This window comes from Burkholderia sp. 10_S31 (genome assembly GCF_056930375.1).
Genome location: NZ_JBXOWK010000001.1, coordinates 1,230,793 through 1,254,458, shown reverse-complemented (window position 1 = coordinate 1,254,458; position 23,666 = coordinate 1,230,793). Strand labels below are relative to the sequence as shown.

General features: G+C 64.6%; 21 protein-coding genes. 9 read left to right on the top strand and 12 right to left on the bottom strand.

Translation table 11 applies throughout. The features are described from left to right. Positions 1–214: 214 nt before the first annotated feature. The 3 genes from AC1Z3W_RS05715 to AC1Z3W_RS05705 all read left to right on the top strand — a co-directional run bounded on the left by AC1Z3W_RS05715 (position 215) and on the right by AC1Z3W_RS05705 (position 3,846). A complete protein-coding gene (locus AC1Z3W_RS05715) occupies positions 215–2,239 on the top strand; it encodes a hypothetical protein (protein WP_483507188.1) in 2,025 nt (674 codons plus the stop codon). Positions 2,240–2,658: 419 nt separating this feature from the next. Beyond that, on the top strand, positions 2,659–2,991 hold the full coding sequence (locus AC1Z3W_RS05710; RefSeq protein WP_483507831.1) for a cupin domain-containing protein: 333 nt from the start codon (positions 2,659–2,661) through the stop codon (positions 2,989–2,991). Positions 2,992–3,120: 129 nt separating this feature from the next. Next, positions 3,121–3,846: a glutathione S-transferase gene (locus AC1Z3W_RS05705; RefSeq protein ID WP_124832395.1), complete on the top strand. Its 726-nt coding sequence runs from the start codon at positions 3,121–3,123 to the stop codon at positions 3,844–3,846. Between the two features lie 197 nt (positions 3,847–4,043). On the opposite strand, the gene AC1Z3W_RS05700 is transcribed toward AC1Z3W_RS05705, so the two are convergent. From AC1Z3W_RS05700 to AC1Z3W_RS05680, 5 genes are all read right to left on the bottom strand, one after another. Then, positions 4,044–5,576: an amino acid permease gene (locus tag AC1Z3W_RS05700; RefSeq protein ID WP_124832396.1), complete on the bottom strand. Its 1,533-nt coding sequence runs from the start codon at positions 5,574–5,576 to the stop codon at positions 4,044–4,046. Between the two features lie 139 nt (positions 5,577–5,715). Beyond that, the gene (locus AC1Z3W_RS05695; protein ID WP_057923946.1) at positions 5,716–6,180 is read right to left on the bottom strand and encodes an Lrp/AsnC family transcriptional regulator; all 465 of its coding nucleotides are present in this window, start codon (positions 6,178–6,180) and stop codon (positions 5,716–5,718) included. Positions 6,181–6,281: 101 nt separating this feature from the next. Beyond that, entirely contained in the window at positions 6,282–7,040 is a 759-nt protein-coding gene (locus tag AC1Z3W_RS05690; RefSeq protein WP_057924143.1) for a dimethylarginine dimethylaminohydrolase family protein, read from the bottom strand. A 227-nt stretch (positions 7,041–7,267) separates the two neighbouring features. Beyond that, positions 7,268–8,521 (bottom strand): DUF1479 domain-containing protein, encoded by a 1,254-nt coding sequence (locus AC1Z3W_RS05685; protein ID WP_483507187.1) that lies wholly within the window; start codon positions 8,519–8,521, stop codon positions 7,268–7,270. A 110-nt stretch (positions 8,522–8,631) separates the two neighbouring features. Beyond that, a complete protein-coding gene (locus AC1Z3W_RS05680; RefSeq protein ID WP_057923948.1) occupies positions 8,632–9,021 on the bottom strand; it encodes a VOC family protein in 390 nt (129 codons plus the stop codon). Positions 9,022–9,095: 74 nt separating this feature from the next. Here AC1Z3W_RS05680 and AC1Z3W_RS05675 point away from each other — a divergent pair, with 74 nt between their 5' ends. Next, positions 9,096–10,073, top strand: coding sequence for a helix-turn-helix domain-containing protein (locus tag AC1Z3W_RS05675; protein ID WP_483507186.1), 978 nt, complete (start codon positions 9,096–9,098; stop codon positions 10,071–10,073). A gap of 90 nt (positions 10,074–10,163) precedes the next feature. Here AC1Z3W_RS05675 and gltA read toward each other — a convergent pair whose 3' ends face one another. The 7 genes from gltA to AC1Z3W_RS05640 all read right to left on the bottom strand — a co-directional run bounded on the left by gltA (position 10,164) and on the right by AC1Z3W_RS05640 (position 16,085). After that, positions 10,164–11,465: a citrate synthase gene (gene gltA, locus AC1Z3W_RS05670; protein WP_050011289.1), complete on the bottom strand. Its 1,302-nt coding sequence runs from the start codon at positions 11,463–11,465 to the stop codon at positions 10,164–10,166. A gap of 53 nt (positions 11,466–11,518) precedes the next feature. After that, on the bottom strand, positions 11,519–11,791 hold the full coding sequence (locus AC1Z3W_RS05665) for an FAD assembly factor SdhE (protein ID WP_057923949.1): 273 nt from the start codon (positions 11,789–11,791) through the stop codon (positions 11,519–11,521). A 7-nt stretch (positions 11,792–11,798) separates the two neighbouring features. Beyond that, positions 11,799–12,500, bottom strand: coding sequence for a succinate dehydrogenase iron-sulfur subunit (locus AC1Z3W_RS05660; RefSeq protein WP_038570896.1), 702 nt, complete (start codon positions 12,498–12,500; stop codon positions 11,799–11,801). Between the two features lie 21 nt (positions 12,501–12,521). Beyond that, entirely contained in the window at positions 12,522–14,297 is a 1,776-nt protein-coding gene (gene sdhA / locus AC1Z3W_RS05655; protein ID WP_057923950.1) for a succinate dehydrogenase flavoprotein subunit, read from the bottom strand. Positions 14,298–14,300: 3 nt separating this feature from the next. Further along, a complete protein-coding gene (gene sdhD, locus AC1Z3W_RS05650; RefSeq protein ID WP_006399546.1) occupies positions 14,301–14,669 on the bottom strand; it encodes a succinate dehydrogenase, hydrophobic membrane anchor protein in 369 nt (122 codons plus the stop codon). 4 nt (positions 14,670–14,673) lie between these two features. Then, positions 14,674–15,090 carry a succinate dehydrogenase, cytochrome b556 subunit gene (gene sdhC / locus AC1Z3W_RS05645; protein ID WP_012365678.1) on the bottom strand — a complete coding sequence of 139 codons (417 nt, stop codon included), beginning with the start codon at positions 15,088–15,090 and terminating at the stop codon, positions 14,674–14,676. Between the two features lie 170 nt (positions 15,091–15,260). Next, complete coding sequence (locus tag AC1Z3W_RS05640) at positions 15,261–16,085, bottom strand: GntR family transcriptional regulator (RefSeq protein ID WP_082664540.1); 825 nt, start codon at positions 16,083–16,085, stop codon at positions 15,261–15,263. Positions 16,086–16,373: 288 nt separating this feature from the next. Here AC1Z3W_RS05640 and AC1Z3W_RS05635 point away from each other — a divergent pair, with 288 nt between their 5' ends. The 5 genes from AC1Z3W_RS05635 to acnA all read left to right on the top strand — a co-directional run bounded on the left by AC1Z3W_RS05635 (position 16,374) and on the right by acnA (position 23,539). Further along, the gene (locus AC1Z3W_RS05635) at positions 16,374–17,360 is read left to right on the top strand and encodes a malate dehydrogenase (protein ID WP_014899969.1); all 987 of its coding nucleotides are present in this window, start codon (positions 16,374–16,376) and stop codon (positions 17,358–17,360) included. A 182-nt stretch (positions 17,361–17,542) separates the two neighbouring features. After that, positions 17,543–18,550 carry an HpcH/HpaI aldolase/citrate lyase family protein gene (locus tag AC1Z3W_RS05630; RefSeq protein WP_057923951.1) on the top strand — a complete coding sequence of 336 codons (1,008 nt, stop codon included), beginning with the start codon at positions 17,543–17,545 and terminating at the stop codon, positions 18,548–18,550. A gap of 230 nt (positions 18,551–18,780) precedes the next feature. Continuing rightward, the gene (locus AC1Z3W_RS05625; RefSeq protein ID WP_057923952.1) at positions 18,781–19,293 is read left to right on the top strand and encodes a hypothetical protein; all 513 of its coding nucleotides are present in this window, start codon (positions 18,781–18,783) and stop codon (positions 19,291–19,293) included. Between the two features lie 24 nt (positions 19,294–19,317). Then, on the top strand, positions 19,318–20,769 hold the full coding sequence (locus AC1Z3W_RS05620) for a bifunctional 2-methylcitrate dehydratase/aconitate hydratase (RefSeq protein ID WP_483507185.1): 1,452 nt from the start codon (positions 19,318–19,320) through the stop codon (positions 20,767–20,769). A 52-nt stretch (positions 20,770–20,821) separates the two neighbouring features. Beyond that, positions 20,822–23,539 (top strand): aconitate hydratase AcnA, encoded by a 2,718-nt coding sequence (gene acnA / locus AC1Z3W_RS05615; RefSeq protein ID WP_057923954.1) that lies wholly within the window; start codon positions 20,822–20,824, stop codon positions 23,537–23,539. Positions 23,540–23,666: the final 127 nt, after the last annotated feature.

The window sequence follows — 23,666 nt, the reverse complement described above, 5'->3', positions numbered from 1 at the left end:
CGGGCGCTATATACCTTTTTCGCTCTCCGGCGAAGATCCAGCCACTGCATATATTCCAGTGGCATGGCAACCTGATCGACGACTGCTCTACACACAGACTGTTACGCTGGGTAAAAGGCCACCCGCGTCGAGGATGCCCCAGTCTGTTGCCGTTGACCGCGAAGACTGGCTGGAGCGAATAAGTCCAGTCGCAATACCCCTTCGCCCACGTTGCATGGAAGCACCGTTAGCAAAGGTGCCGCCGAGCATGCTCAATGGGTACGACCAGCGCACGATGCTCATCAACGCCCTCATCATGGTGGATCCGGTGGGCGATGGGCGGGAGACGGACTATATCGTCAACGACTATGTCTTTTTCGACACAAAGCTGCTCAACGAGCGAATACGGCAACTCGGCCAAGAACTCGAAAAGGGCCGTGGATTCAGGCCATATCTGATCAAGCTGCTCACACGGTTCCTATGGTACGGCGGCGGTTCTCACGCATTGCTCACGCTGTCTCCGTTGCGCGGCGGCCCCGAACAGGAGCGACCTGAGCCGGCGTGCAAGCCGGGACGACTTTCGAATCATGAAATGTTGAACCGAGCGCGAGCGGAAGCGAGAGGCAGCACCACTTTCCGTCGCGGTACACGCACCGACCATCGCGACATCGCTCGCATGACCACCGCGCTCGAAATTGACTGGGTCGGCAACAAACTCAGTCTAGCCGAGACTCATCGACGGATGATCGACCGAGACTATAAGGGGATGCCAGCCTGGAACCGGCCGAGCTACGGCTGCATGTTGTACCACTACAAGAGTATCGTCCAGAAGCATGGATTTCTGGAAAGGCGGCTCGGTCGCGACGCAAACGAACAGTACATTGCCCCGAGAGCGGGCAACTCCAGCGACCTCACCCAAGGGGCCCTCGAAATACTGGATATGGATGGGTTCAAACCCAAACTCAGGGTCGGGGCGCTGGTGAACAAAAGGCTCCAGCCTATCGAAATCTGGGTCATCTTCGCTGTTTCGCGCCTGTCAGGCGCCGTATGGGGATATGAGATTTGCGTCAGCGGCGAACGCGCGGACGGATACCTGCGATGCCTTGTGTCGGCACTGCTCCCCAAGGACGACTACGTTGCGTCTCGAGGACTTACCCCTCTGCCAGGTCTCGTGCACGGCAACATAGACGGCGTCTTCACGGACAACGGCCCAGGCAAGTCGAAGCGCGTCCGGAAACCCATCACCCAAACCTTGGGTGGCATCATGTTCAATCCGCCCGGAGGTCGGGGCGACTTGAAATCGATGGTCGAGCGGTTGAACAGGACAATGATTTATCTCATGGCCCAGGAAACCCTCCAGGGATACACGAGGGATCGCAGCCTAATTGAGAAAATCAAGCGCCGCATCAGACAACGGACTCGCCCTATGCCTTTGGACGATTTCGAGCGATTGTTACTAAAGACAATCAACCACATTAATTTGACGGCCAATAAGAAGCGCCTCCGCACTGCAGAAATGCGAAGGGCTCGTGTGGGTATCACACCTGTCGAAATTCATAATTATCATCAAGAACGCGGCAGGGATGGAGAAGCTGCACGGGTACGTACCGCGGCGGAGGTTTACGACATCTTCCTGCCGTGGACGCCGGTGACCTGCACCGATGGCAGGATCAGGTACAAAGGTGCGTACTATTCGTCGGACGAGCTCAAAGAGATTGCGAACGAACACGCAAAGTTGCCAGGAAAGAATCCTCCGCTAACCGTGGAAATCAAGCAAACAGGCCTCTATTCAAATACACTGCTTTGCCGAGGCGAGGACAGAATCGTATTTGACATCGAAATGACGGCAGAAGATTTACGTCGTTTCGGCAAACTTACGTGGCCGGAACAAGTGCTCACACTACTTGACGAGTCGATACAGGAAGATCCACTCGTCGTAAAACGCTCCAAGGCCGCTGGCAAGCTGAAATCGACGCAGCAGGAAGGAATGGACGCTATCGAATATGGGCGTGGAAACGTCTATGCCGGAGCCGTGGGCCCAACGCTTACAAAGGCAAAACAGAACGGTACAGCCGTGCGGGACCATGAACATACAGAACGAGAACGGGCCGCGTACGGCTTACCGCCACCGGTCGTCCGGCTAGATCGGGATAGGAGTCCGCTCACGAACGTAGCAGCGAATTCCGACGTGCATGTGGACGACGACCCCTTGGCGGCAGCGGCGAGAGCTGCTGAGAATCGATTTCGCGGGAGAGCCTGACCGGCGAAGCGACCACACCGGAGCTTTGCTGCACGGGAAACACTGGCGGACAGTGCCTTCACGGACGACTGCGCCCGCCAGAACTAGCCGTAGCCGTGCTCGGCGTGACTTCAGCACCGTCTGTATCCACAAATAATCAAGTGCAATGCATCAACTGAACCGAACGGTAATTTTCACGTTCGCGCACTACTATTTGCAATAATGGTCAGCGTCAAAAGTCCTTTGTAAACAATGGAATCACCCGTTGTATTCGTTTCTAATCGGGGGCCTGTATCCGGATCTATTCAGGTTTTGCACGGGACGCACCGGGCGCGGCGACGCCCTCGCGATCGCGAGGTTCACACCGGGCCGGATTCCGGCATACGATGGGACGACGCACGTCTGAACATCCCCACGATCCGGACCCGGAGCCCATGACGATGAAGCTCGGCATCAACGAATCGCTCGCCCACCTCGACGACGAAGGCACGCTGTTCACGACGCTGTTTCGCCACGGCACGCTCGACATCGAGTTGTACCGGCCGCGCGGCGAGGATCTCCAAACGCCGCATACCCGCGACGAGGTCTACGTGATCGCCGCGGGCACGTCGCGGTTCGTCGTCGACGGGCGCGAATGCGGCGTCGCGGCCGGCGACGTGCTGTTCGTGCCCGCGTTCGCGGCGCACCGCTTCGTCGGCTTCTCCGACGACTTCTCGACCTGGGTGTTCTTCTACGGCCCGGAAGGCGGCGAACGCGGCGAGCGCGGCGCATGACGCGCGGCAGGCACCGCACTTCCAGCACGATCCCCTAGACTGTCTATTCGCAACGGGCGGCGCACGGCCGCCCTCCCCGCCATCGCGATGCGCGTATCGTTCGCCGCATCGACCGGACTGGAGAACAGCATGCGATATGAACTCTATTACTGGCCCGAGATCCAGGGCCGCGGCGAATACGTGCGGCTCGCGCTCGAGGCGGCCGAGGCCGACTATGTCGACGTCGCGCGCGAATCGGGGCGTGGCATGGGCGTGTCGGCGATGATGCACATGATGGACAGCACGAAAGCCGAGTGCGTGCCGTTCGCGCCGCCGTTCCTGAAGGCCGGCGACGTCGTCGTCGGGCACACCGCGAATATCCTGCTGTTTCTCGGCGCGCGGCTGGGGCTCGCGCCCGACGACGAAGCCGGGCGGCTGTGGGTACATCAGCTCCAGCTGACCGTCGCCGATTTCGTCACCGAGATCCACGACACGCACCACCCGATCGGCAGCGGCCTCTACTACGAGGACCAGAAGGCGGAGGCCGCCGAGCGCGCGGCCGATTTCCTCGCGCACCGGCTGCCGAAATTTCTCGGCTACTTCGATCGCGTGCTCGCACAGAATCCGCACAAGAGCGGTTATATCGCCGGCAGCGCGCTCAGTTACGCGGACCTGTCGATATTCCAGCTGATCGAAGGCCTGCGCTACGCGTTTCCGAAGGCGACGAAGCGCGCGGAGCGCAAGGTCGCCGGGCTCGTCGACCTGCACGATCGCGTAGCAGAACATCCGAGCGTCGCGCGTTATCTCGAGTCCGAGCGCCGCATTCCGTTCAACGACATGGGAATCTTCCGGCACTATCCGGAGCTGGACAAGTAGCGGCGGTTCAGGCGCCGTCCGGCGTCTCGTGCAGTTGGCGCCATACGATCAGGCCATCCGCCTCGCGCCGAAACACGGCCGTCGAGCGCCGCGCCGCGAGGTCGGACCGCGTGACCTCGCCCGACTCGCGCCCGCTTCAGCACAGCCGGCTGCGGTGCGCGAGCCGGCCCCATCACCGCGCTTTCACCACCCGACGCTCAGCGCGGCTGCCCGTGCCGCGTGGCCGTCGCGTCGACGGCCTCGACCGACCGCGTCAGCCACGGCCCGATATCCATCTCCTCGTACCGCACGAGCCGGCTCTTGCGCGCGCGGCGATACGCCCACCAGATCGCGACGAACAGCGGGATCCACACATAGATCGACAGCACTTCCATCCAGTCGATACGTGTCGCGAAGAACGCCTGGTAGTCCTGCCCGAGCGAAATCACGATACAGATCGCGATCGCGAACAGCGGCCCGAACGGGAACCACTTCGCGCGGTACGGCAGTTGCTCGAGCCGGTAGCCCTGCTTCAGGAAGCCCTTGCGGAACCGGTAATGACAGACCGCGATGCCGAGCCACGCGATGAAGCCCGTGATGCCGACCGTATTGAGCAGCCACAGATAGATGCGCTGGTTGTTGGTCAGCGACGTGAGAAAGCACAGCCCGCCCACCGCCATCGTCGCGTACAGCGCATTGCGCGGCACGCCGCCCGGCGACAGCGTCGCGAACATCGCGGGCGCACGGCCTTCCGCCGCGAGGTTGTGCAGCATCCGCGTGGCCGCATACGTACCGGAATTGCCGGCCGACAGCACGGCCGTCAGGATCACCAGGTTCATCGCGTCGGCCGCGAGTCGAAAGCCGGCATGACTGAACACGAGCGTAAACGGGCTCACGCCGATGTCGGTCACGTCGCTCTTGAGCAGGTTCGGATCGGTGTACGGCACCAGCAGGCCGATCACGAAGATCGCGAGCACGTAGAACAGCATGATCCGCCAGAAGATCTGCTTCACCGCACGCGGGATCGTCTTGCGCGGGTTTTCCGATTCGCCGGCCGTGATCCCGACCAGCTCGGTGCCGAGAAACGAGAAGCCCGCGATCAGCGCGACGCTCATCATCGCGTGCACGCCGCCGACGAACGGCGCGTCGTCGGTCCTGAAGTTGCGCAAGCCGACCGGATGCCCGTTCCCGATCAGGCCGGCCGCGATCAGCAGCCCGGCCGCGATGAACGCGACCACGGTGACGACCTTGATCAGCGAGAACCAGTACTCCGATTCGCCAAAGCCGCGCACCGACAGCGTATTCAGCAGGAAGATCAGCACGAGGAAGCCCGCGCCCCACCAGATGCCAGGCACGGTCGGGAACCAGTAGCGCATCACGATCTGCCCGGCGACCAGTTCGATCGCGATCGTCACGGCCCAGCTGTACCAGTAGGTCCAGCCGAGCGCGACACCGAAGCCCGCGTCGACGTATTTCTCGCCGTAGATCGCGAACGAACCCGACACCGGCATCAGCGCGGCCATCTCGCCGAGCCCGGTGACGACGAAATAGACCATCAGCCCGATCGCGATATACGCGGCGATCGCGCCACCCGGCCCCGCCTGCGCGACCGACGCCCCCGATGCAACGAACAGCCCCGTGCCGATCGAACCGCCGATCGCGATCATCGCGATGTGGCGGCTCTGCAGCCGGCGCTTGAGCGCCGTCCCGGACGGCGCGGGTGTCTCCCCTGCCGCTTGCAAAGCATCCATAGTGTTCACCCTGATTGGATTCGGGCCGCTCGAATTGATTCGGAATACCAATCGATCGGCCCGGTTATTCGCATCGAAAACCGGTCCTGCCCGCCGGGTCGCGCGTTCGATGCCTGCGGCCCGGACGCACACTGCGGCGTCAGACGACGCTACGCTTGATCGCCTGGAGCTCGGCCGTCGTCACGATCTTCTCGATCCGGAACCGCGGGCTTTCCAGCCACACGTTCGCGATCCGCCGATATTCGTCGAGATCCTCGCACGCGAGCCGCACGAGAAAATCGAACGTGCCGCTGACGAGCCAGCAATCGAGCACGGCCGGATTGGTCCGCATCTCGTCTTCGAACGGCGCCTGCGAACGCCCGTGATCGGCCAGCACGATCTGCGCGATCACGACGATCGGCTTGGTCGCGCGCGGCGCCTTGATCACCGCGCGGTAGCCTTCGATCACGCCGAGCGCCTCGAGCCGCTCCACGCGCGCCTGGCACGGGCGCGGCGTGAGGTTCACAAGCTCCGACAGTTTCCGGTACGAAATCCGTCCGTCGGTGCGCAGGATGTCGAGGATCCGGAGATCGATCTTGTCGAACTGCATCTTCTTGTCGGTCATCCGCGTTCGCTCCGGTCGGGTCGTGGCTGGTGCGCGGAGCGTTTCGTCCCTTTCCGCGCGGGGGCCACATTATCCGGCCGAAGCGGCCGCGCGCCAATCGGCTAGAACCGCAGCGACAGGCAGGTCAGGCCGCCGTCCATCTTGCGGAACTCGCTCGTGTCGATCACGTGCAGCGGCAGCCCGAGCGTGCCGATCGCGTCGTGCACGCGCGGATAGCCGGCCGGCGTGATCAGCGTACCGTTCACGCGCAGCGTGTTGCCCGCGTATTCGTCGGCGGCCGAAATCGCGATCCGGCGATAGTCGGCGAACGCCGGATGCGCGGCCAGCGCCTCGGTCACGAGCAGCGTGTCGTCGCCGAGCGCGTTGACGACCGACTTGAGATGCAGGCCGGCACCCACCGGCACTGCCACGACCGAATAGCCGTAGCGCGACACCAGCGATTCGAACGCGGCGATGCCCTCGGCGTCGGTGCGGCCCGTCAGGCCGATATAGAAGCGCTTGCCGACCAGCATCACGTCGCCGCCGTCGAGACGGCCGTCCTGCATCGGCAGCAGGTCGCGATGCGCGCCGAGCGCCGCTTCGATGTGCACCGTCTCGCCGCGCCGCGCGGGCGCTCCGGGGCGCGTGATCACCGCGAATTCGGGCGTGACGACGGCGACGTCCTCGACGAAATGCGAATCGGGGAACGCGTCCAGCGGCGGCAGTTCGGTCAGCTCGACGCCGAGCCCGCGCAGCGCGTCGCAGTATGCGTGGAACTGCGTGAGCGTCTTGTCATAGTCGGGCGCGCCGAGCGTGGCGGTGGTGAGACCCGCGCCGCAGGACGGCGCGGGACGGCGAACGATCGCTTGCGTGAATTGCATCGACTCCTCCATGGTCACGCTGCCCCGCGCGGTGCACGGGCCAGCTGCGTTGTGTCCGGACCATTATCGGAAGCCAAATTGCGCAATTCGCGTCGATTTCGGGCCCGCCCGCAGCCGATCGCGTCGAATTGCAGGCGATACGCAGCGGATTCGGCAAACGGCCGGCGCAAGCGCTGCAAACGGCCGCTCCCGGGGTGCCGGAGCGGCCGACACGGCCGCGGCAACCGTCATGCAGCGACGGGCTCGAACCCCATTTGCGCCCGGCCAGGCGCCGTGAGATCGCCCTCGCCTCCACGTCCGTCGAATTCGACCTCGAAATGATCGGCCGGGAAATCGGGCGGGCTGTCGCCGCGCAGGAACGCGAGCCGCTGGCGCTGCAGGTATGCGCCGTTCTTCGCGCAACCGGGCGCGGCCGCAATGTACATCACATTGCTGTCGCCGCTGCCGCGATGCACATCCTCGACCGCGTGCACGACGTCGCCGTGCCAGAACACCGCGTCGCCCGGCTCCATGTGCGGAATCGGCACCAGCGCGTCGAGCAGCAGCGCATGCCATTCGGGCAGGATCGACAGCGCACGGCCCGGGCGCGCGCCACACAGGTCGTCGTCGGCGACATCGTCCTGCAGCGCGCGCAGCACGACGTACGCCATCGCGTTCGCGACCGGGATCAGCTGCAGCGTGCCGTCGCCGGGCCCTTGCGGCGTCAGCGCGGTCCAGCCCTGGAACGTGCGGAACATCGAGCATACAGCCGGCGACGGAATTTCCTCGACGTCGGGGCGGAACGCGGCGTCGAACGGGTCGTAATCGCGCCAGCGACCGGCCAGCACGTGACGATAGACCTGCCGGAAATTCGCGCCGAGCCAGCGCTCGACCGAACCGCCGTCCACATGCGGCGACAACCCGAGCGACGTCGAGCCCGGCGGCCGGCGGCGGATCCGGTCCGCGTAGGCTGGCACCTGGTCCGGATCGAAATGCCTGCGCGCGCCGTCCGCATGGCGCCACAGACGGTTCAGGAACACGCGTGCCTGCGTGAGTGCCGGCGACTGGCGTGCGGCCACCTGCGGCTTCGACCAGTAGACGCCGTAGATCTGCGGCTTGCCCGACACAAGGTTGCCGAAGTAGCGGTCCTCGGCGCGCGCATGCAGCCGCTCGGCGAAGCGGTTCGCATCCAGGTAGGCGCCGATCTCGTCGTTCCAGTCGCGCGCCTGCTGCGCGTCGAACACGCCGCGGATCACCGCCGCACCGTGCGTGCGGATCGAGGCCATCGCCTGCGGATCGACGGTGCCGTTCGCAATATCCGCGAACCGCAGCACCGGAATCACGTCATGGCCGTGCGCGTGCGCGCGGCGGATCGCGTCGACCTGCCGCGCGATATCGCCCTCCAGCTCGCGAAACGTGGCCGTGTAACCGGGCAGATCGGCGCGCAGCGCCCTTTTCGCCGTGCAAATCGCGGCCGGCAGATCGTCAATCGTCAGGTGCATCGCTGTCTCCTCGTTGAATCGTGTCGTGACGAGCACTCAGCGTACGGCCGACGCCCGGCTACCATCGACACTATCCGGTCAAGAATCGATACAATCCTGACAACCACTCGCTACTCGGGACGATGGCAGACCACGCACAGCTTGTTGCCGTCCGGGTCGCGAAAATACGCGCCGTAGTAGTCGGGATGATAGTGAGGCCGCAGGCCCGGCGGCCCTTCACAGGTGCCGCCCTGCCGCCGTGCAAGCGCATGGCAGCGGTCGACCTGCGCGCGCGTCAGCGCGGCGAATGCGATCGTATGGCCATTGCCCGGTTCCGGCGCGCGGCCGTCGAGCGGCCGTCCGAAGAAAAACAGCGGTCGGTCAGTATCGGCAGGCATCCAGCCCGACCAGCCGTCCGGTTCGCTGAACTTCAGACGCAGTCCGAGTTCCGCGAACAGCGGCGCATAGAAGTCGTACGCGCGCGCGGTATCGCTGACGCCTACGCAAACATGTGAAAACATGGCATCGCTCCGTCGTGACGATCGATCACGATCATGCCACGGCGCGGTGCCGCGCTGGACCGGGAGGCCAAGCGATGAAACCGCAGTACGAGCACGTGACGTTCGCCTCCGGCTGTTCGATCCGCGTGTACCACCGCCAGCTCGCGCGCATTCCGTTCGAATGGCATTGCCATCCCGAGTACGAACTGACGCTGACGCTGAACAGCCGCGGCCAGCGCTTCATCGGCGATCATGTCGCCCGCTACGCGGACGACGATCTGGTGCTCGTGCCGCCCAACCTGCCGCATACGTGGTCGTCGAACGCACGCATCGATCGCGAGGCGCCCGAAGTGGCGCTCGTCGTCTGGTTCGATGGCGACTGGGCGCGACGCGTGGCCGACTGCTGCCCCGAGTATGCATCGTTGCGCTCGCTGCTGCGGCGCGCGGCGCCGGGCCTGCACTTCGATGCGGACACGGCCCGCGCGATGCGCGCGCGACTGCCGCAGTTGCTCGACTCATCGCCGCGCGTGCGCCTCGCGGCCGCACTCGACACGCTCGCCGATCTCGCGGAAGCCGGCGGCGAGCCGCTTGCGACCGCGCAGGCCTACGATCGGCCCGACGCAACGCCGCCATCGGCCGACTCGGTCGCGCCTGAGGCCGAGCGCCTCGATCGCGTGCTCGACGCGATCGACCGGCACTTCCACGAGCCGCTGCGCATCGACGCGCTCGCTGCCGTCGCGCACATGTCCGAACGCACGCTGCAGCGGCTGTTCGTGCGGCACCTCGGCGAAAGCGTCGGCCGCTACGTGCAGCGGCTGCGGCTCGCGCATGCGTGCCGCCACCTGGTCGGCACCGCCTGGCCGATTGCGACGGTGGCCGCGCGCTGCGGCATTCCGAACGCCGCGAACTTCAACCGCCAATTCCTCGCCGCGCGCGGGATGACGCCCGGCGCATACCGGCAGTTCTTCGCGCAACACGGCCGCGCACCCGATGCCGACGCGCCGCCGCTCGATACGCGGCCGCCGTCGCTGGAACGCCGCATCGGATCGTGCGAATCCGGGCCGCGCAAATGAAAACACCCCGGCGGGATAACCCACCGGGGTGTCGAGGCGTTGCGATTGCCGGACGCGAGCGGCCTGACGGCCGCTCGTGCCGCGCACGACTTAACGTGCGTTGAGCGGCTTCGCTTCGCGCGGCGTGTCGCCGATGAACAGCTGACGCGGACGGCCGATCTTCTGCTCCGGATCCGCAATCATTTCGTTCCACTGTGCGATCCAGCCGACCGTACGTGCCATCGCGAAGATACATGTGAACATCGACGTCGGGATGCCCAGCGCGCGCTGAACGATACCCGAGTAGAAGTCGACGTTCGGGTACAGCTTGCGCGACACGAAGTATTCGTCTTCCAGCGCGATCTTCTCGAGCTGCATCGCGAGCTTGAACAGCGGGTCGTCGTGCAGGCCCAGCTCGTTCAGCACTTCGTAGCACGTTTCGCGCATCAGCTTCGCACGCGGGTCGTAGTTCTTGTACACGCGGTGACCGAAGCCCATCAGCTTCACGCCCGAATTCTTGTCCTTCACCTGCTTGATGAATTCGGGGATGTTGTCCGGCGAACCGATCTGCTCGAGCATGTTCAGCGCGGCTTCGTTCGCACCACCGTGCGCCGGGCCCCACAGACATGCGATACCGGCAGCGATACACGCGAACGGGTTCGCGCCCGACGAGCCGGCCAGGCGGACCGTCGACGTCGATGCGTTCTGCTCGTGGTCGGCGTGCAGGATCAGAATGCGGTCGAGTGCGCGGACGAGCACGTCGTTGACCTTGTACTCTTCGCACGGGTTCGAGAACATCATGTGCATGAAGTTCGCGCTGTACGACAGTTCGTTCTTCGGATAAACGAACGGCTGGCCGATGCTGAACTTGTATGCCATCGCGACGAGCGTCGGCAGCTTCGCGATCATGCGGATCGCCGACACTTCGCGGTGACGCGGATCGTTGATGTCGAGCGAGTCGTGATAGAACGCCGACAGCGCGCCGACGGCCGCCACCAGCACCGCCATCGGGTGCGCGTCGCGGCGGAAGCCGCGGAAGAAGAAGTGCATCTGCTCGTGCACCATCGTATGCTTCGTGACGGTGTCGACGAATTCCTTCTTCTGCGCTGCATTCGGCAGCTCGCCCTTCAGCAGCAGGTAGCAGGACTCGAGGAAGTCGGCGTTCTGCGCGAGGTTGTCGATCGGGTAGCCGCGGTACAGCAGTTCGCCCTTGTCGCCGTCGATGTACGTGATCGCCGAATTACAAGCTGCCGTCGACATGAAGCCCGGGTCGTAAGTGAACTTGCCGGTTTGGCCGTACAGCTTGCGGATGTCGATCACGTCCGGGCCCATCGTCCCCTTGTAGATCGGCATTTCGACGCTCGGCGAGTTGTCGCTGAACGATAGCGTGGCTTTAACATCAGACGGAGTCATGGCACATCCTCAATCGAAATAAAGAAACGGGATTCGATAACGGGCGTAACGCGTTACACGTTGCGCAGCATCTCCAACAGCCGGTGAATGTCCGGGCTGTCTAGGTCGCCCTCTGGTTCCTTGCGCGCGAGGAGCAAGTCCATCAGGTCGTTGTCGCTCAGATCGAGCAGGCGCGACAACGCGCCTACGTCTGCATCGGTGAGGTCATGCTCGTATCTGCTGAAGAAACGCTCGAATACGATGTCGTTCTCCAGCAGACCCCGCCGCGCGCGCCAGCGAAGGCGCGCGCGACGGTGCGGGTCGGATTGATGCGAATCGTCGCTCATCAGAACTTTAAACCGCGCGGCGAACCATCAGTTCCTTGATCTTGCCGATCGCCTTCGTCGGGTTCAGGCCCTTCGGGCAAACGTCGACGCAGTTCATGATCGTATGGCAACGGAACAGACGGTACGGGTCTTCCAGGTTGTCGAGGCGCTCGCCGGTGGCGGTGTCACGGCTATCCGCGATGAAGCGGTAAGCCTGCAGCAGGCCGGCCGGGCCGACGAACTTGTCCGGGTTCCACCAGAAGCTCGGGCACGACGTCGAGCAGCTCGCGCACAGAATGCACTCGTACACGCCGTCGAGCTCGTCGCGCTCTTCCGGCGACTGGAGGCGTTCCTTCTCCGGCGGCGGCGCGTCGTTGATCAGGTACGGCTTGATCGAGTGATACTGGTTGAAGAAGTGCGTCATGTCGACGATCAGGTCGCGCACGACGGGCAGGCCCGGCAGCGGGCGCAGCACGATCTTCTGCGGCAGATCGTTCAGGTTCGTCAGGCACGCGAGACCGTTCTTGCCGTTGATGTTCATCGCGTCCGAACCGCACACGCCTTCACGGCACGAACGGCGGAACGACAGCGTCTCGTCCACGGCCTTCAGCTTGACCAGCGCGTCGAGCAGCATGCGTTCATGCTTGATCTCGAGCTCGTACGTCTGCATGCGCGGTGCCGCGTCCTTGTCCGGATCGTAGCGGTAGACTTCAAAAATGCGTTTTGCCATTTCGGATTCCTTTGACTCGGCTTAGAACGTGCGCGGCTTCGGCGGCACGGAGTCGACCGTCAGCGGCTTCATTTGAACCGGCTTGTAGTCGAGGCGATCGCCTTCGCTGTACCACAGCGTGTGGCGCAGCCAGTTGTCGTCGTCGCGGTGTTCGTAGTCGCTGTGGGCGTGCGCGCCACGGCTTTCCTTGCGCGCTTCCGCCGACACCATCGTCGCGCGGGCCACTTCGATCAGGTTCTCCAGCTCGAGCGCTTCGACGCGCGCGGTGTTGAACACCTTCGACTTGTCCTTCAGGTGGATGTTTTCCACGCGGGCCTTCAGGCCGGCCATCTCGTCGACGCCTTCCTTCAGCAGTGCCGACGTGCGGAACACGCCTGCGTGCTTCTGCATCGTCGAGCGGATGTCGTTCGCGACGTCCTGCGTGTACTCGCCCGAGCTCGACTTCTCGAGCTTCGCCAGGCGCGCCAGCGAGAATTCGCCTGCATCGGCCGGCAGCGGCTTGTGTTCCTTCTGGTTCTTCACGTGCTCGACGATGTGGTTGCCGGCTGCGCGGCCGAACACCACGAGGTCCAGCAGCGAGTTCGTGCCGAGGCGGTTCGCGCCGTGCACGGACACGCACGAGCATTCGCCCACTGCGTAGAAGCCGTTGACCGGATCCTTGTGACCGCGCGACGTGCCGACGACCTGACCGTGGATGTTGGTCGGGATGCCGCCCATCTGGTAGTGGATCGTCGGGACGACCGGGATCGGTTCCTTGATCGCGTCGACGTTCGCGAACTTCAGCGCGATTTCGCGGATCGACGGCAGACGCTTCATGATCGTCTCGGCGCCGATGTGCGACAGGTCGAGCAGCACGTGATCCTTGTTCGGACCCACGCCGCGGCCTTCCTTGATTTCCTGGTCCATCGAACGCGACACGAAGTCACGCGGCGCCAGATCCTTCAGCGTCGGTGCGTAGCGTTCCATGAAGCGCTCGCCGTTCGCGTTGCGCAGGATACCGCCTTCGCCGCGCACGCCTTCGGTGATCAGCACGCCCGCGCCGGCCACGCCGGTCGGGTGGAACTGCCAGAACTCCATGTCCTGCAGCGCGATGCCCGAGCGCGCAGCCATGCCGAGGCCGTCGCCGGTGTTGATGAACGCGTTGGTCGATGCCGCGAAGATCCGGCCTGCACCGCCCGTCGCGAACAGCGTCGTCTTGCCTTCCATGATGTAGACGTCGCCCGTCTCCATCTCGAGGGCCGTCACGCCGAGCACGTCGCCTTCCGCGTCGCGGATCAGGTCGAGCGCCATCCATTCGACGAAGAACTGCGTCTTCGCTTCGACGTTCTGCTGGTACAGCGTGTGCAGCAGCGCGTGACCGGTACGGTCGGCGGCCGCGCAAGCGCGCTGGACCGGCTTCTCGCCGTAGTTCGCGGTGTGGCCGCCGAACGGACGCTGGTAGATCGTGCCGTCCGCATTACGGTCGAACGGCATGCCGAAGTGTTCCAGTTCGTACACGACGTTCGGTGCTTCGCGGCACATGAACTCGATCGCGTCCTGGTCGCCGAGCCAGTCGGAACCCTTGATCGTGTCGTAGAAGTGGAAGTGCCAGTTGTCTTCGCTCATGTTGCCGAGCGATGCACCGATGCCGCCCTGTGCGGCCACCGTGTGCGAACGGGTCGGGAACACCTTCGACAGCACGCCGACCGACAGGCCCGCACGCGACAGTTGCAGCGCTGCGCGCAAGCCCGAGCCGCCCGCGCCGACGATCACCACGTCGAACTTGCGGCGCGGCAGGGAAGTTTTGATTGCAGCCATTCTTTACACTCTCCAGAGAATCTGCGCGGCGTAGCCCGCACATGCGAGCAGCCAGACGATGGTCAGCGATTGCAGCAGCAGGCGCACACCGACGGGCTTCACGTAGTCCATCCAGATGTCGCGCACGCCGACCCATGCGTGGTAGAAGAGGGAAAGCAGCGTCACGAAGGTTGCGAGCTTCATCCATTGCGCGGAGAAGATCGATGCCCAGCCTTCGTACGAGAAGTCATGCGCGCCGAAGAACAGGACGAGCAGAATGACCGTGTAGACCGCCATGATCGTGGCGGTGACGCGCTGCGCGAGCCAGTCGCGCAGGCCGTAGTGAGCGCCGACGACGAGACGCTTCGAGCCGATTCGGTTGTTGGCTGCCATTTTCTTAGAATGCTCCGAACAGTTTGAGTGCCATGGCGATCGTCAGCGCGATCGAGACGACAAAGACGACGACGGCCGTCCGCTTGCCGCCTTCCTTCGAGACGGCGTCGTGGTTGACGTCCATCAGCAGGTGGCGAATGCCGGCGCAGAAATGGTGGAGGAACGCCCAGGACAGCGCGAGGACGATCAGCTTGACGACGATGTTGGAGAGGAAAGCCTTGAAGACTTCGAAGCTGAGCTCGGAGGTGAGACTCTGGTCGAAGAGGAACAGCAGGAACGGCAGGAACAGGAACAGCAGCGCGCCGCTGACTCGGTGGAGAATCGACAATATCGCCGCCAGCGGCATGCGATATTTCAACGTGATGTCGCCGATTCCGATGTTCCGGTATTCCGGCCTCGGCTTTCTTACTGCGTCAGTCATGCTAGACCCCTACTATGTTGTCACACTAATCCGCAATTTTAGCGCCTTTTTATATCGCGCTGCAGCGAAAGTCTGCTCTGGATCGTTACGCGAACGAGAATAAAGGCGGCCCGATACGTGCTATGCGAACGCGTGAAACGCGCATGCACGCTGCTTGTGCCGATACGTCGTCAGCTCAAGTCATTCTGATAGTAATACCCGGTTGTGACATACCAGCCGCGTCGCACTTCCACCGGCCGGTCTCCGTATGTATAGGACACGCGCTCGACCGACAGCAACGGAAAACCCGCCGGCACGTGCAGCAGGTCGGCCACCGCCGGCTCTGCCGCCACCGCGCGAATCTTTTCCGTCGCGCGGATCATCCGCGTGCCGAACTCCGTCTCGAACATCGCGTAGAGCGGCCCCTTGTACTCGCTGAGCCGCTCGAACGTGAGCCCGCGGAACATCGCGCCCGGCAGCCAGATCTCGTCGAGCACCGTCACTTCGTTCTCGAACTCCAGCAGGCGGCGCACCTGCACGACCGGATCGGCCGGCTTCAGGTCGAGCTGCCGCGCGATCTCGGCCGGCGCGCGCAGGCGCCGGCATTCGAGCAGGCGGCTCACGTGCGGATGCTCGGCACCGTCGTCGGCCAGCAGGCGCAGGAAGCGGAACTGCGCGCGATCCTCGTTGTGCGTCGCAACAAACGTACCCTTGCCCTGCCGCCGGACCACGAGGTTTTCGGCGGCCAGTTCGTCGATCGCCTTGCGAACGGTGCCCTGGCTGACCTTGTAACGGGCCGCGAGCTCCACTTCGCTCGGGATGATCTCGCCCGGCTTCCATTCACCGGATTCGAGACTCTGCGTGATCAATGACTTGATCTGCTGGTATAAAGGACTGAAGGTCGGCGACGGCGAAGCGGCAGGCGCCGGCGCGGAATCGCCCGCGCCCGGCTGCCCTGGGCCGCCTGCGCCGGTCGGATTCGCGTTGTTCGCCTGGTTCGATGTCATGGCGCGCATTTCATCACAAACCGCGCTTTTCCGTCCACTCAAATTCAGCAAAACATCTGTCTTATATAAGACATATGATACCGTTTGACTTTGGGCCCGCCGGCTCCTACACTCCGGGGCGAGCAAGGGTTCGCGGGTGCAAAACGCGTCCCCGGCTACGTGCCACGGCCGTCTCCAGGTTCACCGCGTCTGCCTTTCGCGAGTCCTCCGCCCTGCTTCAATGCAACGCTACGCGTAACGCGCATAGAATGGCGTTTTGCCTAGCGTCCACCGCTTCACCCGTCCTGGAGATTTTCAATGGCTAAGCCCGCAAAGCGCGTTGCCGTCACCGGCGCCGCAGGTCAAATCGCTTACTCCCTGCTGTTCCGCATTGCGAACGGCGACCTGCTCGGCAAGGACCAGCCGGTCATCCTGCAACTGCTCGACCTCCCGCAAGCCCAAGCCGCCGTCAAAGGCGTCGTGATGGAACTCGACGATTGCGCGTTCCCGCTGCTCGCGGGCGTCGTGATCACCGACGATCCGAAGGTCGCATTCAAGGATGCAGACGTCGCACTGCTGGTCGGCGCACGTCCGCGCTCGAAGGGCATGGAGCGCAAGGACCTGCTGTCGGCGAACGCCGAGATCTTCACGGTCCAGGGCGCTGCGCTGAACGAAGTCGCAAGCCGCGACGTGAAGGTGCTGGTCGTCGGCAACCCGGCGAACACCAACGCGTACATCGCGATGAAGTCGGCACCGGACCTGCCGAAGAAGAACTTCACGGCCATGCTGCGCCTCGACCACAACCGCGCGCTGTCGCAACTCGCGGCAAAGTCGGGCAAGCCGGTCGCATCGATCGAGAAGCTCGCCGTGTGGGGCAACCACTCGCCGACGATGTACCCCGACTTCCGCTTCGCGACCGTCGAAGGCGAGTCGCTGCTGAAGCTGATCAACGACGACGTGTGGAACCGCGACACGTTCATCCCGACCGTCGGCAAGCGCGGCGCGGCGATCATCGAAGCGCGCGGCCTGTCGTCGGCGGCGTCGGCAGCCAACGCGGCGATCGACCACGTCCGTGACTGGGTCCTCGGCACGAACGGCAAGTGGGTCACGATGGGCATCCCGTCGGACGGCTCGTACGGCATCCCCGAAGACATCATCTACGGCGTGCCGGTCGTGTGCGAAAACGGCGAGTACAAGCGCATCGAAGGCCTGGAAATCGACGCGTTCTCGCGCGAGAAGATGGACGGCACGCTGGCCGAGCTGCTCGAAGAGCGCGACGGCGTCGCCCACCTGCTGAAGAACTAAGCATCACGCACTTGCCGGGCGGCCCTCGCGCAGCCCGGTTTCGGCCCGGGCCGGCATGCCGCCGGCCCGGCCGACCGATCCGATCCGCGCACGTTTTGCCGCCCCGCGCCCGTCGCGCGCCGGCCCAGAACGCGCCCGAATCCGATTTTCTCCACGTTGCCCGCTTCCCTGACGTAGAAGAGATGTCCGCGCTCACTCCTGCACAAGTGCTGTACGACGGGGCGTCCCCGCCCGCGATCCTGCCCTGCTGCGATCACTACGCGGGCAGCGAAAAGCTGATGCGCAAGTCGCTCGCGCTCCAGGCCGAACTCGGCCCCGTGTTCGACATCACGCTCGACTGCGAGGACGGCGCGGCCGTCGGCCACGAAGCCGCGCACGCGCAGCTCGTCGCCGACTTCCTCGGCAGCGCCGAAAACCGCTTCGGGCGGGTCGGCGTCCGCATCCACGACTTTTCCCATCCCCACTGGCGCGACGACGTGCGCATCGTGCTGCGCGCCGCGCGCGCACCGGCCTACGTCACGCTGCCGAAGATCGCGAGCGCCGCCGACGCGGCCGAGATGGTCGCGTTCATCGAAGGCACGCGCCGCGAGCTCGGCCTCGCGCAGCCGATCCCGGTCGACGTGCTGGTCGAGACGCACGGCGCGCTCGCACAGGCGGCCGCCCTCGCCGCGCTGCCGCTGGTCGGCACGCTGAGCTTCGGGCTGATGGATTTCGTGTCCGCGCATCACGGCGCGATTCCCGATGCGGCGATGCGCTCGCCCGGCCAGTTCGACCACCCGCTCGTGCGCCGCGCGAAGCTGGAAATCGCCGCGGCCTGCCACGCGCACGGCAAGACGCCGTCGCACAACGTGACGACCGAGGTGCGCGACATGGCGGTCGTCGCCGGCGACGCACGCCGTGCGCGCGACGAGTTCGCGTTCACGCGGATGTGGAGCATCCACCCCGCGCAGATCCGCCCGATCGTCGACGCATTCGCGCCGCGCACCGATGAAGTCGCACTGGCCGCCGAGATCCTGCTGGCCGCGCAGGCCGCCGACTGGGGCCCGACGCGCCACGGCGATACACTGCATGACCGCGCGAGCTACCGCTATTACTGGTCCGTCCTGCGCCGCGCGCGGGCGACCGGCCAGCCGGTGCCAGCCGAGGCCGCGCCGCTGTTCGGGCCGGACACCGCGGGCAGCGCGCCGTAAGCGCGCGCCGCCGGCCGATACACGAGTTTCATGCATTCGACGACGCGCGAACCGGATAGAGGTTTGCGAAACGACAAAAAACGTAACGGAGCCTGAAAACCTGATATGGACGCGGCCAAATAGGTGAAAATAGCGGCCGCTGCGCGCTTTCGGGGCGCGTGCAGTTTCAAACCGGCCGGCAGGCTCGATTGCCGGCCCTTGTCAACTGATTATCGAAAGGTTCTGACTCCATGAAGAAACTCCTGATCGCTACCGCCATCGGCGCGTTGTCCGCCACGATGCTGGTGTCGGCTCCGAGCGCGTTTGCCCAGGGTACGGCCACGACGACCGCGAAGAAGACGGCCAAGCGCCCGGCGCCGGCCAAGCGCATCATCCCGCGCAGCAAGAAGGCGCAGGCACGCGCAGCGGCCAAGGTCGATCCGGTACCGGACGGCGCGGTCAAGTGGTCCTGTAAGGAAGGCCTGTCGTTCGACCTCGCCGGCGACATGAAGCGCGACCAGGTCGTCACGGTTCACTGGGCGAAGAAGAACTACAAGCTGCCGCGTCAGGCCACGACGACGGGTGCCGACACGTTCTACGATCCGGCAGCAGGCTTCAAGCTGGTCGTGATCCCGAGCAAGGCGATGCTGTTCTCCGACGCCAACGGCGGCGAGCGCCTCGCGGACGAATGCGTGACGACGGAAATGGCACAAGGCACGGCAGCGCCGACGCAATCGAACGAACTGAAGCCGGCAACGAACTAAAAGCCCGTTCCCCTCGGCCCCTCGATGTCCGCCCCGGTCTCCAACGTCCGCCCTGCCCCGGATTCGGTACTCGTCGATATCGTCGACTACGTGCTGAACGCCGGCATCGACAGCGCGCTTGCGCTGGAGACGGCGCGTCATTGCCTGATCGACACGCTCGGATGCGGACTCGAGGCGCTGTCCTACCCTGCCTGCACCAAGCTGCTCGGCCCCGTCGTGTCCGGCACGATCGTGCCGAACGGTGCGAAGGTGCCCGGCACGTCCTTCCAGCTCGATCCCGTCCAGGCTGCCTTCGACATCGGCGCGATGATCCGCTGGCTGGACTTCAACGACACCTGGCTCGCCGCCGAATGGGGGCATCCGTCCGACAACCTCGGCGGGATCCTGGCGACGGCCGACTGGCTCTCTCGCACGGCCGTCGCGGCCGGCCGGAAGCCGCTCACGATGCGCGACGTGCTCGTCGCGATGATCCAGGCCCACGAGATCCAGGGCTGCCTCGCGCTCGAGAATTCGTTCAATGCGGTCGGGCTCGACCACGTGCTGCTCGTGAAGGTCGCATCGACGGCCGTCGTCGGCCGCCTGCTCGGGCTCACGCGCGACGAACTGATCAACGCGGTGTCCAACGCATTCGTCGACGGCCACGCACTGCGCACCTACCGCCACGCGCCGAACACCGGTTCGCGCAAGTCGTGGGCGGCAGGCGACGCGACGTCCCGCGCGGTGCGCCTCGCGCTGATCGCGAAAACGGGTGAAATGGGCTACCCGTCAGCGCTCACCGCGAAAACCTGGGGCTTCTACGACGTGCTGTTCAACGGGCAGCCGTTCCGCTTCCAGCGCCCGTACGGCACGTACGTGATGGAGAACGTGCTGTTCAAGATCGCGTTCCCCGCCGAATTCCATGCGCAGACGGCCGCCGAGGCCGCGCTGCAGCTGCACGCGCGGCTCGCCGCGGCGGGCCGCACGACCGACGACATCAGCCGGATCACGATCCGCACGCACGCGGCCGCGATCCGCATCATCGACAAGCAGGGCCCGCTCGCCAATCCGGCCGACCGCGACCACTGCATCCAGTACATGGTCGCCGTGCCGCTGCTGTTCGGCCGGCTGACCGCGGCCGATTACGAAGACGCGGTCGCCGCCGATCCGCGCATCGACGCGTTGCGCGCGAAAACCGTGTGCGTCGAGGATCCGCAGTTCACGAAGGATTACCATGACCCGGCCAGGCGATCGATCGCGAATGCGCTGACGATCGAATTCGCGGACGGGTCGAAGCTTGCCGAAGTGGCGGTCGAATACCCGATCGGCCATCAGCGACGCCGTGCGGACGGCATCCCGCTCCTGGTCGACAAGTTCCGGACCAACCTTGCCCGCCGTTTTCCGGCCAAGCAGCAACAAGCGATTCTCGACGTGTCGCTGGACCAGGCAAAGCTCGAAGCGATGCCGGTCGATGAGTACGTCGATCTGTATGTGATATAGCCGTCAGATACAGGACTCTTTGTTTCCTAGCCTTAAACCCAGGAAAATCACCATGGCCCACAATCTCCACAAGACCCTCAAGGAATTCGACAGCGGTTCCGGCAAAGGCAAGTTCTACTCGCTGCCGCAGCTCGGCAAGGAACTGAAGACGAAGATCGAGCGCCTGCCGGTGTCGATCCGTATCGTGCTCGAGTCCGTCCTGCGCAACTACGACGGCAAGAAGATCACCGAAGAACACATCGAGCAGCTCGCGAACTGGAAGCCGACCGCCAAGCGCGTCGACGAGATTCCGTTCGTCGTGTCGCGCGTCGTGCTGCAGGACTTCACGGGCGTGCCGCTGCTCGCCGACATCGCGGCCATGCGCGGTGTCGCGGAGCGTTCGGGCAAGAATCCGAAGAAGATCGAGCCGCTGGTCCCGGTCGATCTCGTCGTCGACCACTCGGTCCAGATCGACTACTTCCGCCAGAAAGATGCGCTCGACCTGAACATGAAGCTGGAATTCCAGCGCAACAACGAACGCTACCAGTTCATGAAGTGGGGCATGCAGGCGTTCGACACGTTCAAGGTCGTGCCGCCGGGCGTCGGCATCGTCCACCAGGTGAACCTCGAGTATCTCGCGCGCGGCGTCCACAAGAAGGCGGACGGCGGCGACACCGTGTACTACCCGGATACGCTCGTCGGCACGGACAGCCACACGACGATGATCAACGGCATCGGCGTGGTCGGCTGGGGCGTGGGCGGCATCGAGGCTGAAGCCGGCATGCTCGGCCAGCCGGTGTACTTCCTGACGCCGGACGTCGTCGGCGTCGAGCTGAAGGGCAAGCTGCGCGAAGGCGTGACGGCCACCGACCTGGTGCTGACGATCACCGAAATGCTGCGCAAGGAAAAGGTCGTCGGCAAGTTCGTCGAATTCTTCGGCGAAGGCACGAAGTCGCTGTCGCTGCCGGATCGCGCGACGATCGGCAACATGGCGCCGGAATACGGCGCGACGATGGGCTTCTTCCCGGTCGACGAAAAGACGATCGACTACTTCGAAGGCACGGGCCGCACGAAGGCGGAAATCGCCGCATTCGAGAACTACTTCAAGGCACAGAAGCTGTTCGGCATTCCGAAGGCCGGCGACATCGACTACACGAAGACGGTGACGCTCGACCTGGCAACGGTCGCCCCGTCGCTGGCCGGCCCGAAGCGCCCGCAGGACCGCATCGAGATCGGCAACGTCAAGTCGACGTTCACCGACCTGTTCTCGAAGCCGGTCGCGGAAAACGGCTTCGCGAAGAAGGCGGAAGATCTGGGCACGCAATACACGACGACCAACGGCGTCGACGTGAAGAACGGCGACGTGCTGATCGCCGCGATCACGTCGTGCACGAACACGTCGAACCCGAGCGTGCTGCTGGCCGCCGGCCTGCTCGCGAAGAAGGCCGTCGAAGCCGGCCTGACCGTCGCGCCGCACATCAAGACGTCGCTCGCGCCGGGATCGCGCATCGTCACCGAGTACCTGACGAAGACGGGCCTGCTGCCCTACCTTGCGAAGCTCGGCTTCGAAGTCGCCGCCTACGGCTGCACGACCTGTATCGGCAACGCGGGGGACCTGACGCCGGAACTGAACGAAGCGATCACGAAGAACGACATCGTCGCGGCAGCAGTGCTGTCGGGCAACCGTAACTTCGAAGCGCGTATCCACCCGAACATCCGCGCGAACTTCCTCGCGTCGCCGCCGCTCGTCGTCGCCTACGCGATCGCCGGCAACATCACGCGCGACCTGATGACCGAGCCGGTCGGCAAGGGCAAGGACGGTTACGACATCTACCTCGGCGACATCTGGCCGACGAGCGAGGAAATCCACGCGCTGCTCAAGTTCGCGCTGGACCCGAAGAAGTTCGAGGACAACTACTCGAAGCTGACCAAGAAGGGCGACCTCTGGAGCAAGATCGAGGGCGAAACGGGCCAGGTCTACGACTGGCCGAAGTCGACCTACATCGCGGAGCCGCCGTTCTTCGGCAACGACTTCTCGATGGAGCCGGCCGCTGCAATCCCGACCGTCAAGGGCGCGCGCGCGCTCGGCATCTTCGGCGACTCGGTCACGACCGACCACATCAGCCCTGCAGGCTCGATCAAGGAAGACTCGCCGGCTGGCAAGTGGCTGAAGGAGAACGGCGTGCAGAAGGCCGACTTCAACAGCTACGGCTCGCGCCGCGGCAACCACGACGTGATGATGCGCGGCACGTTCGCGAACGTCCGGATCAAGAACCTGATGATCCCGGCGAAGGCAGACGGCACGCGCGTCGAAGGCGGCCTGACGATCCACCAGCCGAGCGGCGAGCAGCAGTCGATCTACGACGCGGCCATGCAGTACGTCGCAGCCGACACGCCGACCGTCGTGTTCGCGGGCGAAGAGTACGGCACGGGCTCGTCGCGCGACTGGGCCGCGAAGGGCACGCAACTGCTCGGCGTGAAGGCCGTGATCGCACGCAGCTTCGAGCGGATCCACCGCTCGAACCTGGTCGGCATGGGCGTGCTGCCGCTGCAGTTCAAGGGCTCGGACAGCATCCAGTCGCTCGACATCACCGGCGAAGAGACCTACGACATCGAAGGCCTCGGCGACGACTTCAAGCCGCAGCAGGACGTCACGCTCGTGATCAACCGCAAGAACGGCGAAACGACCCGCGTGCCGGTGCTGCTGCGCATCGATACGCCGATCGAAGTCGACTACTACAAGCACGGCGGTATCCTGCCGTTCGTGCTGCGCTCGCTGCTCGCAGCGTAAGCGCGCGGCTTTTGCAGGTGCCGCAGCCGCCTCGCGGCGGTTGCGGCCGATTTGGATGCCCGACCTCGTGTCGGGCTTTTTTTTGGTTCATCGCGGATTGCCGGGGAAGGCGGCGGCCGGGCTGCGC